Source organism: Pseudomonas sp. GW823-FHT01D03 (assembly GCF_058798255.1).
Map to the genome: position 1 here is coordinate 3,009,772 of NZ_JBXAKK010000001.1, position 12,439 is coordinate 3,022,210.

Genomic DNA, 12,439 nt, shown 5'->3' on the forward strand with positions numbered 1-12,439 from the left:
AGCCGTTAATGTGCAAATTCAGATAGCAGGTTTTCCTATGAATGCAGTGATCGGCCAGAAGCTACAGAGCAGTCGCAAAGAGCTTCTGGATATCGGGCTCCGCAACAACATGCTCAATTTCCGCAAGACCGCCAAGACCCTGATAGTGGTCGATGAGCAGTCCGAAGAGGTCTTCAAGACCCTCTATCGTCAGGAAAAGGCCATGACCTTTGCGCCAATGGCTCGCAAGAAGCTAGCGGAGCTGGTCAGGACCTCCAAGTCAGCAGAGGAAGGGGAGGACAATACTGATACTCCCGGCGATGAAGAGCTGTTGTATGAGCTCGACAGTTTGGACTGGACTGCCGCCACTGGCGACGCAGGCGCGGATGAAACAGGCAAGGCTCGCCGTCATCTCGATACGCGTTTGCAGACCGCCATCGAAGATGATCGGCTTTTTCTCCAACTATTGAAAATCCATACCGAGGCCAAAGGTTTTATCGAGGAGCAGGGCGTCAACACACTGTTCTTGTCCCTTGGCTTCCTGCATTGGTATGAGGCCGACAGTTCTGAAAACCTGCGAAAAGCGCCTTTGATTCTGCTGCCCGTCACCCTTGAACGCAGCGGGGCCAAAGATGCGTTTAAGCTTAGGTACTCCGGTGACGAGCTGATGCCGAACTTGTCCCTAGTCGCCAAGCTCAAGACCGACTTTGGCCTGGACCTGAGTTCTTGTGCATTCGACGAGGATACCTTCGATGCTGATGAAAACAGTCTCGATCGCTTTTTCAGTGATGTTTCTGCTGTGGTCAGCAAACAACCCAGATGGAAGATTGCCAATAACGAAATAGCACTGGGCTTTTTTTCGTTCGGCAAGTTCTTGATGTTCAAGGATCTCGATCCGAAAAGTTGGCCAGAAGACAAGCAGCCTGATGCCAATCCGGTGATGAAGCGATTGCTGGGCTCGGGTTTCGGCGATCTGCGCGCGGCATTTCCAGAGGATGTGAATATCGACTCGGTGATCGAGCCGGGTGAAGTTCGTTTCGTCAAGGACGCCGACAGCAGCCAGACCGAAGCGATCCTGGAAGTGCGCGAAGGCTCCAACCTAGTCATTCAGGGCCCACCGGGTACCGGTAAGTCCCAGACGATTACCAACATCATCGCCGAACTGATCGGGCAGAAAAAAACCGTACTGTTCGTTGCCGAGAAGATGGCGGCCTTGGAGGTCGTGAAGCGCCGCCTAGATGAAAGCCATCTCGGCGACGCGGTACTCGAGCTGCATTCCCACAAATCCACCAAGCAGTCTGTGCTCAAGGAGTTGGGGCGAACCCTGAGCCAAGGGCGGCCAATCACCAAAGGCGCAGAGGGAGACCTGGCCAGCCTGAAAGAACTTCAGGTATCCCTTAATAATTACTGCGGAGCCGTCAGCGCGTCGGCAGGGGCGAGCGGTTTGCCCTTCCTCGATGTGCTGGGTCGTTACCTGAGACTGAAGCGAGTTCATCCGGGACTACCCGTGATCCCGTTTGGGCCAATGGTCGGCTGGAGCTTTACTCAGCAGCAAAAGCAGCGAGAGCTGGTCGAAGAATTAGTGCTCCACCTTAACGCGATGGGGCGCCCGGATCGCAGCCCCTTCTGGGGCAGCCAGCGGACTTTCTTCTCTCCTATCGAACAAAGTACTGCCAATGACGAGTTGCAGTCGGCGATCTCGCACCTCCATGCGTTGCAATCCGCCACTACCGCGCTCTCCGAGCGATTGATGCTGACCCAGCCGGCCACCTTGGCGGATGTCGATGTAGTCTGCCGCGCCGCACGCCGTGCGGCGGAGGCCCCGCGACTTGAGGGCATCAAGATATCCACGGGGGAATGGCAGTCGCGTCGCGATTCCATTCGCGAATTGCTCGAGGCCGGCGAGAAGATGTCTGTCTGTCGTGATCAATTCGACAAACAGTTGATCGACGCAGCTTGGGACCAGGATCTTTTGGAGGTTCGCCAGAACCTGCAAGCCTACGGTGACAAATGGTGGAGAGTCCTTTCGGGTCGCTTCCGCGCCTCGCGTACTCGATTGCAAGGGCTTGTCCGCGAGGTATTGCCGAAAAGCAATGCAGGCATGCTCGAGCTGGTCGACGCGGTCTTAATCTACCAGCAGAACAAGAAGGTGTATGACCAGCACGAAACCTTGGGAAGTGCACTGTTTGGGGCTCAGTGGCAACGCCAGAAGACCGACTGGCCTGTGCTTGAGCGCTTGAGTGCCTGGGTTATCCAGTTGCATGACGATCTGGGGCATGGACAGATCCCGCAGGGCATTATCGCCTTCTTGGCCGGACATGCCGATGCCACAGGGCTGGGCGATGCGGTCGCTGATGTAGAGCAGCATGTAAGTGGGCTGGACAAAGCGATTCGTGGTTCGCTGGAAGTGACTGGCATGCAGGAGGAGAACGCCAAGGCTGATGTCAGGAAACTCTCTCTGGCTACTCTGGAGGCGCGTCTGCAGGAATGGCAGGGCAATCTCACCGCCCTCTACCAGATTTCGCGATTCAACGTGCTCGCTGGACAGATGCTTACGGCCAACTTGGGCGAGCTACTTGGCATCGCCATCAGGAGTGATCAGCACGAAAGTCTGACTGCCATTCTGGATCTTTCCTGGTATGCAGGCCTGGTGCAATCAGTGTACGCCCAAAACCCGGCGCTCCAACAGTTCGACCGGATCAAGCATGAGCACCAGATCGCGCGTTTCAAGTCGCTTGATCTCGCCTCCCTTAATCACGCCCAGACGTCCCTGGCGAAGCAGGCGTGGGAAGGAATGCCTAATATCAACCAACCCGGTGAGATGGCGGTATTGCGAGCTGAGCTGAACAAGAAGCGCCGCCATATGCCGATCCGGCAAATTATCGAGAAGGCGGGGCGAGCGATCCAGCAAATAAAACCGGTGTTCATGATGAGCCCCATGTCGATCGCCAACTTCCTCCCGCCAGGCAAAGTCGAGTTCGACGTGGTGGTGTTCGACGAAGCTTCCCAGGTGAAAGCGGTCGATGCATTTGGCGCCATCATGCGCGGCAAGCAGGTGGTTGTCGTGGGTGACACCCGCCAGATGCCGCCTACTGACTTCTTCAGTCGTGATGTCGAGATGGACGACGAAGAGGGCGTTACCGCCGACATTGAAAGTATCCTGAGCATGTTCAAGGCCGCCGGTAGCCAGGAGCGTTATTTGCGCTGGCACTATCGTAGCCGGCACGAGTCGTTGATTGCGGTTTCTAACGTCGAGTTTTACGACAGCAAACTGGTGGTCTTCCCATCGGCGGGGCAACATCCTGATGCCACAGGTATCAGCTTCGACTACTTGCCTGAGGCAGTCTACGACCGGGGCCGTACCCGCACGAACAAGGGGGAAGCCAAGGCTGTCGCGAAAGCTGTCATGGAACACGCGATCCGCACGCCTGACTTATCGCTGGGAGTAGCTGCCTTCAGCGTGGCGCAGCGTGATCTGATCCAGGTGGAAATCGAGTTGCTGCGTCGTCAGTCGCCGGAAGCAGAAGCGTTCTTTACCGCCCAAGGGAGTGAGCCATTCTTCGTTAAGAACCTGGAAAACATACAGGGTGATGAGCGGGACAAGATATTCATCAGCATCGGGTATGGGCGTAACGAGTCCGGCCGCATTGCCAAGGAGTTCGGTCCAGTAAACCGGGAGGGCGGCCACCGTCGCCTCAACGTTCTGATCACACGGGCCAAACTGGCTATGCGCGTGTTCAGTAATTTCAAGGCCGAAGAACTTGAACTCGACTCCAATGCTCCTCAGGGCGTCAGGGCGCTGAAGAATTTTCTCAAGTATGCTGAGACAGGCGAACTCGAAGTCGCATGCGAGACTGGTAAAGCAGCAGACTCGCCGTTTGAGCTGGAAGTGATTGAGGCGCTGAGAGACCGAAACTATGTGGTGGAGCCGCAGGTAGGAACCGCAGGTTACTTCATCGATATTGCCGTCAAGGATCCGGAGTATCTGGGGCGCTATGTCTTGGCGATCGAATGCGATGGCGCTGCCTATCACAGCGCACGATCGGCGCGTGATCGTGATCGCCTGCGCCAGGGAGTGCTGGAGGGGTTAGGCTGGAACTTCCACCGGATCTGGAGCACGGACTGGTTCCGCAATCCTCAGCAGGAAATTACACGCGTCGTTGCAGCGATCGAAGCAGCTCGTGCCAGGATCGCTGAGGGGCGGAATGCGCTTCCCCAAGTGGCGTCGGAGCTGAAGCATGAGATTTTCAGGGATGTGCCGGCCGTGGAAGCTATGCCGAGTGCCAGCAGGCTATACGTGAAAGCTCGTCTGGCACCCGTAGCCTCGCTGAATGAGCTGCATCAGGAAAAGCCAGAGCGCCTAATGCAGATGATACGTACTGTGGTGGAGGTCGAAGCTCCGGTGCACACCGCCGAAGTCACTCGCCGACTCATGGAGGCGTTCGGTGTGACGCGGGCGGGCTCGAGGATTACAAACGCGGTTGAGCAGGCTATTCGTCTTGGCGTGCAGCACAGGTTGTTCCACGGACGAAGTGGCTTCATGTATTCAGCTGAAAACAAAGCTATCCCTATCCGTAGCCGGGCCCATTTTGAATCTTCGGAGCGTAAGGTGGAGTGGGTCGCCCCGGAAGAGCTTGATCAGGCACTTGTAGAAACAGTCACCCTAGGATTTTCGATGAGTCGGGATGACGTTATTTCAGGAGCGCTGGCGCTTCTGGGCTTTGGACGGGCAACGGCGAAGATTGCTGGAATGGTTGACGAAAGGATTGTTGTTCTGGTCAACAGCGGGCGTTTGCGAATGGTTGATGGGCTGGTAACTCCTGAATCGACCTCGCTTTCGTAGACTCTTTAATCCTCAAATGGGCGTCCTCTGAGCCGCTGCATAGCCGTCCGCTTTTGGCCGAAAGCGGAGGCCTGGTGCGGCAGGTTTGGGCTAGAAGCGCACTCGACAGTTAGCCGCTGATGTCTCTACGCTGATCGATCTGGTGAAAGCACACCACTAAAAGGAGTAGTCATGTTTGTAGTTGCCATTGATCGAGATAGCGTTCATGCGGGAGATGATCTGGAAAGTCATGCAATATCGATCACACTCGATCAATCAGCAACACTACGCACCTTGATCGAAGTGATACAAGATATGGACTACCTACCTCGTATCAGTGGAGGCAAGGCCACTTGGGTTGTTTATTCATCTGGCGAACCATTAGGTGTTTTAGCCCAGCAATGGCCTGAGCCTAAATGGGTCGTGCGCCCCGAGAGCATCGTGGATCAATATTTCAGAAATATCGAGCCTCGCCTACTTTTCAGATATTGGTGTCAGGCAGATCCAGATGAGGTCTTTTCGGATGCCCAGGCCGGAAATGAACTGCCATCACGATTTTAGGATGGACAGGAGGCATTGCTTTAGATCAATGCGGTTCAGATTACTGCTGTGGGTCGATAGCTGCCTCCCGTGAACGACTGCTTTTGGCCGATAGCTACCGGTCTCGAATGGAAGATTTCGGCCCAGCTTTTCAAGATAAAACGGAAGCAAGTATCCAACTTACTGCCTGTGAGGTTCGACCCGCATCAGTCGGCCGCTGAGGCGCAGGCCGTCACGCATATTCAGCCCCATTAATGCGATATTGGTGGCCCCTGCGATCAGTTCGATTACCTGTACGAAGTAAAAACGCGTATCGAAGCTCCCCGCCCACGCCCATTGGTTGAGCACAATGGCGCACGGCATCAGAACCAACAGGCCATTGGCGGCAATGAATGGCATGCGTTTCTTCTTCAAAGCGATCAGTCGACCTTGTCGTTTCCGACTCATTAACACTCCACTTGCACCGGTCGCAATGATTGCCGGTACCAGTATCCAAAGCCCGGGACTCACGATCAGCTGCTTAAGTGAGGCTATCGAGTGACGGGATCCGATAACCTCAACACAAATGGTCGACAGAAAGAAGGTGGCGATGCACAGCAGTGCCAGTGTGCTGAAGATCAAATGTAATCGTTTGAGCATTTATCTAATACCGTGGGACAGTTGGTTAATAATCAGGCCGTGCAGATATTCGACACAGCTACCTTGGTAAACAAATGCGGCATGGCCAAGGCGCTTGAGGGATACCGACTCAGGGCGTTGGCGAACTCCGGATGATTGAAAGCATCGCGAAACCGCTCTACCGATTCCCATACGGCGTAATTCAAGAACATGTTGCTGCCACCGATGGCCTGATGGAGCTGCGTGGAGATGAAACCGGCACGTTGCTTCATCCAGTTGGCATCCAGTTCCCACGCGCAAAGCAGGTCAGGTATATCGTCTGCGTCGACAGTGAAGAGGTTGATCAATACCACAGGAGCTTCGCTGCACTGCAACTGTTGAGTGATGGGAACGATCGGATCAAGGGGGCGAATAGAAAGCATGGCGGCCTCTACATTGTAATCATGATGACAGTTTGGTTTTCACGCTCCAAACCTACTGCGTTTGACAACATGGTGTCAACGTGGAAGGATTCACGCCATGCAAAAGACAAACTACACACCCGCAGGGTGCGCCACGAGCGATCTGGTTCTTGAAATCTTTAGAGCAAGCGCGCGCCTGCTTACTGCAGGCGATCGACTCGTCGCAGAGCTAGGTCTGACAAGCGCCCGCTGGCAACTCTTGGGTACGATTGTGTACGCCGAACGAGCACAACCGGTTTCATGGATTGCTCGCGACATGGGGGCAAATCGGCAAAATGTTCAGCGGATCGTCAACGATCTGGTGAAGGAAGGGCTGCTCGAGTTTCAACCCAACCCACATCACCGCAGGGCGCAGCTGGTTGTCCTGACTGAAGCTGGGAGAAAGGCATTCGATCTGGCGATGCAGCTACAAACGCCTTGGATTAATGAGCTGGCGGAGGGATTGGACATGGAGTCTATCCAGACTGCCCATCAGGTTCTAAAGCACCTGCGCAATAGGCTTGAGGAGGACCCGGCCGAATGACCTGGCCAGCGTCAGCATCATCCAGCTACTCAAAAGTTCAGGCAACAAAAGACTGGGCCAGGTTGTAAACGGTGGTTCGTGGACGTCCGCTTCTAGCCGATTGCTGCCTGGTGTGAGGGGTTGCACCGGTCCGAAGCTGACGGACGGTCTGGCTCAGTTTCAGATTGGGCAAGCCGGTCTCTCCCCCAACCGCTCTACCAACCTTACGAGATAACCGTCGGGATCCTGGACGATGAATTCGCGCTGGCCTACTTCAACATTGTCAGCCCGATACCAGGTGTCTTTGCATTCTCGATAGAGTGGGCATCCAGCCTCATCAAGTTTTCGGATGACGGGTGCGACAGCCTCAACATCAATCTGTAAGTTGATGCCTCTTCCAAACGGCTTGGCCAACGGCGCAGTCAGCCATTGCCCTGCGTCGGAATCAATCTGCTCAAGCATTACTTGAGCACCGTTCAAATCAAGATAAGCAAATCCATCTTCCGGGCGTTGATAAGCGACTTTGAACCCCAGACAAGAAACCCAAAAAGCCAGGCTGCTATCCAGGTTGGTGACCATTAACTCCGGAACCAGTTTGTTACGTTCGAACATGAGATGACTTCCGTTTCAAAAGGCTCGTTTTTGCGGACGGCCAGGTTCTGCACTGATGGCTTCGATACCACGACGGGATCGTGGCGAGCGCGATGATGCGCGCTCGGGTGAGAGTTAACGAGTCGCGTTGACCGGAAGTTGCCCTACGCGAATGGCGGATCAAGAGGAACGTCTGTCGCTCTCGCTTAACCCAACCTCACGCCAACGCATCATCCTGATGTGACAGCGGTTGCACCGCCAGGTGTGGCGTTTCGCCGAAGAACTCGATCAGCAGTTCTGTGAGCACACGAATTTTGCGCGCAGGATGCGGGCCCGGCGGGCGGAGGATGTAGGCACCGGCCGGAGGGGGAGGATGGTTTGTCATGATCGGCACCAGTGCGCCGGATGCCACGTGTTCATGGGTGAGGCAGTCGGGCAGGTAGGCGACACCGAGGCCTGCGGTCGCGGCGGCGACCAGGGCGATGCCGTTGTCGGCCTTGAAGCGGCCTTGCGGACGGACCGTGATGACTTTGTCGCCATCCATGAATTGCCAGGCTTCGGTGCCCTGCATGAGGGCCTGATGGGCAATCAGTTCATCCGGCGCCTGGGGTTCTCCATGCGCGTTGATGTAGGCGGGGCTCGCGACGAGCTTGGTGTAGACCGGGCCAATCCGTCTGGCGATCAAATTGGAGTCCTGCATATAGCCCACCCGGATGGCGCAATCGTAGCCCTCGGCAATGAGGTCAACGAAGCGATCGCTGTAACAGGTCTGGATGTGCAACTGCGGATGCCGACGCGCCATTTCTGCCAGCATCGGGGCGAAGTGACTCTGGCCGAACGACAGCGGCACGGCCACGCGCAAGCGGCCGCGGAGGGCGCCGGCGGGCAGGATCGTTTCCTTGGCAATGTCGATCTCGGTGCAAACCCTGGCGGCGTAGTCCCGGAACGTCGCACCGGCCTCGGTAAGCGCCGCCCCGCGCGTGGAGCGTGCCAGCAATTGCACACCCAATTCGGTTTCAAGCCGAGCCAGGCGGCGGCTGACGATCGATTTCGACACGCCAAGCCGCAGGGCAGCCTGCGAAATGCCCCCGGCATCAGCCACTTCCACGAAGGACTGCAGTTCTTCGATATCCACGCTTGCGTTCCTCTTTTCGCGACACAGCACGTCGCGCAATGCTACTACTGCGTCGAACATGGGAACAGCACAATGGATTTCCGGGCATGGCGTCATTCGCACGTGTCTCGGAACCCATCACCCGCACAGGCTCCGGCCTGATTCACAAACGTGCGTCACCCATGAAAAGGATTTACCAATGGCAAGCGAGACTCTCCGCAACCCCCATACCGATCAGCTACTGACCCCGGAAAATTCGGCATTGATCATCATCGATTATCAGCCTGTTCAGGTTTCTTCGATCCGCTCGATGCCGCGTGATGAACTCGTCTTCAACATAACCAGCGTCGCGAAGGCGGCGGTCAACTACAACCTTCCGATCATTCACTCGACAGTCAATGTCGCGACCGGCCGCAACAAGCCGCCGATTCAGGAGTTGCAAAAGGTGCTCGGCCATCTGCCGACCTATGACCGCACATCGATCAATAGTTGGGAGGACACGCAATTCAAGCAGGCAGTCAAGGCGCTCGGGCGCAAGAAGCTGATCATGACTGCACTCTGGACCGAAGCGTGCCTGACATTCCCGGTGCTCGACGCGATCCAGGAAGGTTATGACGTTTATGTGCCGGTCGATGCGGTCGGCGGCACATCGCTCGCCGCGCACGAGGCGGCGTTGCGCAGAATGGAACAGGCGGGCGCGAAGCTCATCAGCCGGGTACAAATGTACTGCGAACTACAGCGCGACTGGGCGCGAGAAGTGACCGTGCCGGGCTTTCTGGGCGTATTCGAGAACTTCGACGGGTTCAACGCTGAAAAAGCGCTGGAAGAGGCGGACAAGAAGGCCTGATTAGCGGGCAGGGGATGAAGGTGTCGCTCGCGAAAGCGGGCGCCACCTGGCTTACGCGGCGGTTGGTGGCCAGCGTTACTCCAGTGCCAGTTGCTATCAGATAGCCCGGTCAGGGATGCCCAACCGGTTAAATGACACGTCCTTTCTTCGGTGATGGATGAGTGGCAGGCTCGGCTCTGGCGCTTTTCAACAATTGCGCAAACGCCGTCTTGTCGATCGGCCGACTCATGAAGTAACCCTGTACCTCGTTGCATTGATCCTTGCCGAGAATCTCCAGTTGCTCCTCGGTTTCCACGCCTTCTGCGGTGACGGTCAGGCCCATGGCTTTACCCAGGCCGATGATCGCCTGGACCACGGCGCGATCGTTGGCGCCGTTGCTGATCGAGGCGATGAAGCGTTTGTCGATCTTGATCCCGTCGAACGGGTAGGCGCGCAGGTAGCCGAGGGACGAATAGCCGGTGCCGAAGTCGTCCATGTTCAGCCGCACGCCAAGTTCCTTGAGCGCATTCATCGTGGCCAGCGCGCCGTCGGTGTCGACGAGCATCACGTTTTCAGTGATTTCCAGTTCCAGGCGACTGGCCGGGAAACGGGTCTGGATCAGCGCTTCGCGCACGTCTTCGACGACATCGCTGAGGGCAAATTGCGCCGGGGACAGATTGACCGAAAGCAGAATGTCCGACGGCCAGCTCAGTGCCGTTTCACAGGCTTCACGCAATACCCAGCGCCCCAGCGCCACGATCAGGTCGGTCTGTTCCGCCAGGCCTATGAACACGTCCGGCCCCAGCAGGCCCTTGGTCGGATGCTGCCAGCGCACCAATGCCTCGACCGAGACGATGTGCTTGCCGTCGACGGTGTAGCGCGGCTGGTAATGCAGGATGAATTCGTCGTTCTTCAACGCGCCACGCAAATCGCTTTCCATTTGCCGGCGGGTCTGGATCTGGTCGCTCATGTGCGCTTCGAAATAGCACCAGGTGTTCTTGCCCTCGGACTTGGCCTGATACAGCGCAATGTCGGCGCAACGGATCAACTCGCTGGGCACGAAGCCTTGACGGCGGCTCAGGGCGATGCCGATGCTGGCGCCGACGTGCAGCGGGTGATGCTCGAAGACCATCGGTTGATGCAGGCTCTCGACCAGCCGGGTACAAAAGCGGTCGACCTCTTGCCGAGTGTCCATGCCATTGAGCACCACGACGAATTCGTCACCGCCCAGGCGCGCGACGATGTCGTGCTCACGGGTGCATTCGCGCAGGCGACTGGCGACTTCCTGCAACACCGCATCACCGGCCGGATGGCCGAGGGAGTCGTTGATCGGCTTGAAGTTGTCCAGGTCAATCACCAGCAGCGACAACGGTGCGGCATGTTCCTTGAGCAACAGCGCCTCATCCAGGTAACGCGCCAACTGGTTGCGATTAGGCAGGCCGGTCAGGGCGTCGTGCATCGACAGGTGCTGGATCTGCGCATGGGCGGCGACTTCGTCGGTGATGTCGCTGGCAGTGCCGCGATAGCCGACTACGGTTTGCTTTTCGATAATCGGCCGCGCTGATAGCCGACAGTGGCGTTGCTGCCCGGCGTGATCGCGGTAGGTGCAGCGCAGGTCGCTGGCATTGCTGTCTTCGGTGAGTTTTTTCAGCCACAGCTCCAGCGGCGTGGTATCGCATGACACCAGTTGCCCGATGCCTTGCCCCAGCCACTCGGTTTGCGGGTAACCGGTCACCTCGCTGAAGCGCGCCGAGAGATAGGTCAGGCGCAACTGGTTGTCGACTTCCCAGATCCAGTCCGATGCCGCTTCGGCCACCGCGCGAAACCGCTCTTCACTGGCTTCAAGTGCATGGTTGGCCGCCTCCAGCGCCTGATTCGAGGTCTTCAACGTGTTGAAACTGTGGTCGACGTAGGTCGAAGATCGCACGGCGTGACGCAGGAAATAGGCGGTCAGCAGCATCAGCACCGCCAGCACGCTGCCGAGTGTTGGCAGCAATGACCACAACAATTGCTGCCCGGGTCGCTTCAGATCTGCCGTCAAGCTGAAACCGGTACTGTCCAGCGGCACGCGTGGTTGCTCTCCGCTGAGCTGTTCATCCGGAATCAGCGTCAGGTTGTTCAGGCCATAGGCCACGCCAAGCGCTTGCAGTTTGGCCGGTGTCAGCTTGTCGACGAATACCAGCACCGACGTCTGTTGCGGATCGCCCACCGGACGCTCATCGTTGGGCAGAATGGCCGCCGCCGTGACCAGCGCCGGCCAGCCTTCGAACAGCGAGTAAGTGCTGACAGGCACGGTCAACTCGGACTGATTTTGCACCTGCTCAATCAGCGACGCGGCAGGCACCGCGAGCCAGCGCGCGATGTCCGCGTCTTCCTGCTGTCCTTGCACCACGGCGTATTTGGTGCCCTGCCGATCCAGCACAAACACGCCGTCATAACCGTCAGTGGTGAACAAAGTTTTGCCAATGTTCTGTTGAGTGTACGCCCAGTCGGTATCGACCTGGGTATGCAGGTGCTCATAGGCGGTGGTCCAGTCGGCGTAACTGGTGATGTAGCTCTTTGAGGTGCTGATGCGGTTTTCCAGGGCGCGGGCCGTGTAGAAACGGTTTTGCTCGACATCCTCCCGATCCAGGCGAGCGGCAATGCCGAGCAGGGTGCCGATAGCGGCAATCACCCCGACGATAAACAGCGTGCCGACCGCGAACGCCAGCCGGCGGGTGATTGTGCTTTGCTGAGGCGGAACCGGCGCAGCGGGAGCGAAGACATCCATATGTTCGTCCTTGATTCTCTGTCTGAATCATCTGGAACAGCGGCCTGCGTGCAATGTTCAATCTGCTGTTGGCGATTGCGCTGCGGCGGATTTCTCAAGCGTAGTGAATGCGCGGGGATTTTGCCTTTGAGGCAACGCTATTGCGTTCTGATTAACTGCCCCAAAGCTTGCAGCTCACCTTCTCCACATCGGCCCCCCAGCACAATGTGTGCATCG

Annotated in this window: 9 protein-coding genes; 4 read left to right on the forward strand and 5 right to left on the reverse strand. The window is 57.1% G+C overall.

Features of this window, described 5'->3' with window-relative positions:
- Positions 1-37 precede the first annotated feature (37 nt).
- Entirely contained in the window at positions 38-4,822 is a 4,785-nt protein-coding gene (locus AC1RBR_RS13035) for a DUF3320 domain-containing protein (protein ID WP_492564790.1), read from the forward strand.
- 171 nt (positions 4,823-4,993) lie between these two features.
- Positions 4,994-5,362, forward strand: a complete 369-nt coding sequence (locus AC1RBR_RS13040) for a hypothetical protein (protein ID WP_492564792.1) — start codon at positions 4,994-4,996, stop codon at positions 5,360-5,362.
- A 159-nt stretch (positions 5,363-5,521) separates the two neighbouring features.
- On the opposite strand, the gene AC1RBR_RS13045 is transcribed toward AC1RBR_RS13040, so the two are convergent.
- Positions 5,522-5,980: a hypothetical protein gene (locus tag AC1RBR_RS13045; protein WP_492564794.1), complete on the reverse strand. Its 459-nt coding sequence runs from the start codon at positions 5,978-5,980 to the stop codon at positions 5,522-5,524.
- Between the two features lie 32 nt (positions 5,981-6,012).
- Positions 6,013-6,381, reverse strand: coding sequence for an antibiotic biosynthesis monooxygenase family protein (locus AC1RBR_RS13050; protein ID WP_095135732.1), 369 nt, complete (start codon positions 6,379-6,381; stop codon positions 6,013-6,015).
- 97 nt (positions 6,382-6,478) lie between these two features.
- On the opposite strand from AC1RBR_RS13050, the gene AC1RBR_RS13055 reads away from it, so the two are divergent.
- Positions 6,479-6,943, forward strand: a complete 465-nt coding sequence (locus AC1RBR_RS13055; protein ID WP_492564796.1) for a MarR family winged helix-turn-helix transcriptional regulator — start codon at positions 6,479-6,481, stop codon at positions 6,941-6,943.
- 159 nt (positions 6,944-7,102) lie between these two features.
- Here AC1RBR_RS13055 and AC1RBR_RS13060 read toward each other — a convergent pair whose 3' ends face one another.
- Together AC1RBR_RS13060 and AC1RBR_RS13065 are read right to left on the reverse strand one after the other, a co-directional pair.
- Entirely contained in the window at positions 7,103-7,534 is a 432-nt protein-coding gene (locus AC1RBR_RS13060; protein WP_492564797.1) for a bleomycin resistance protein, read from the reverse strand.
- A gap of 196 nt (positions 7,535-7,730) precedes the next feature.
- On the reverse strand, positions 7,731-8,648 hold the full coding sequence (locus AC1RBR_RS13065; protein WP_492564799.1) for a LysR family transcriptional regulator: 918 nt from the start codon (positions 8,646-8,648) through the stop codon (positions 7,731-7,733).
- A 178-nt stretch (positions 8,649-8,826) separates the two neighbouring features.
- Between AC1RBR_RS13065 and AC1RBR_RS13070 the strand changes: the two genes are divergently transcribed.
- The gene (locus AC1RBR_RS13070; protein ID WP_115984686.1) at positions 8,827-9,474 is read left to right on the forward strand and encodes a hydrolase; all 648 of its coding nucleotides are present in this window, start codon (positions 8,827-8,829) and stop codon (positions 9,472-9,474) included.
- Between the two features lie 127 nt (positions 9,475-9,601).
- Here the strand turns inward: AC1RBR_RS13070 and AC1RBR_RS13075 are convergent, their stop codons facing one another.
- Positions 9,602-12,223 (reverse strand): bifunctional diguanylate cyclase/phosphodiesterase, encoded by a 2,622-nt coding sequence (locus AC1RBR_RS13075; RefSeq protein WP_492564801.1) that lies wholly within the window; start codon positions 12,221-12,223, stop codon positions 9,602-9,604.
- Between the last annotated feature and the right edge of the window lie 216 nt (positions 12,224-12,439).

Excerpts from the sequence above, each read along its gene's own strand:
- AC1RBR_RS13040 (WP_492564792.1), top strand. The coding sequence starts at position 4,994 with ATGTTTGTAGTTGCCATTGATCGAGATAGCGTTCATGCGGGAGATGAT.
- AC1RBR_RS13055 (WP_492564796.1), top strand. The coding sequence starts at position 6,479 with ATGCAAAAGACAAACTACACACCCGCAGGGTGCGCCACGAGCGATCTG.
- AC1RBR_RS13035 (WP_492564790.1), top strand. The coding sequence starts at position 38 with ATGAATGCAGTGATCGGCCAGAAGCTACAGAGCAGTCGCAAAGAGCTT.
- AC1RBR_RS13070 (WP_115984686.1), top strand. The coding sequence starts at position 8,827 with ATGGCAAGCGAGACTCTCCGCAACCCCCATACCGATCAGCTACTGACC.
- AC1RBR_RS13050 (WP_095135732.1), bottom strand. The coding sequence starts at position 6,381 with ATGCTTTCTATTCGCCCCCTTGATCCGATCGTTCCCATCACTCAACAG.
- AC1RBR_RS13075 (WP_492564801.1), bottom strand. The coding sequence starts at position 12,223 with ATGGATGTCTTCGCTCCCGCTGCGCCGGTTCCGCCTCAGCAAAGCACA.
- AC1RBR_RS13060 (WP_492564797.1), bottom strand. The coding sequence starts at position 7,534 with ATGTTCGAACGTAACAAACTGGTTCCGGAGTTAATGGTCACCAACCTG.
- AC1RBR_RS13045 (WP_492564794.1), bottom strand. The coding sequence starts at position 5,980 with ATGCTCAAACGATTACATTTGATCTTCAGCACACTGGCACTGCTGTGC.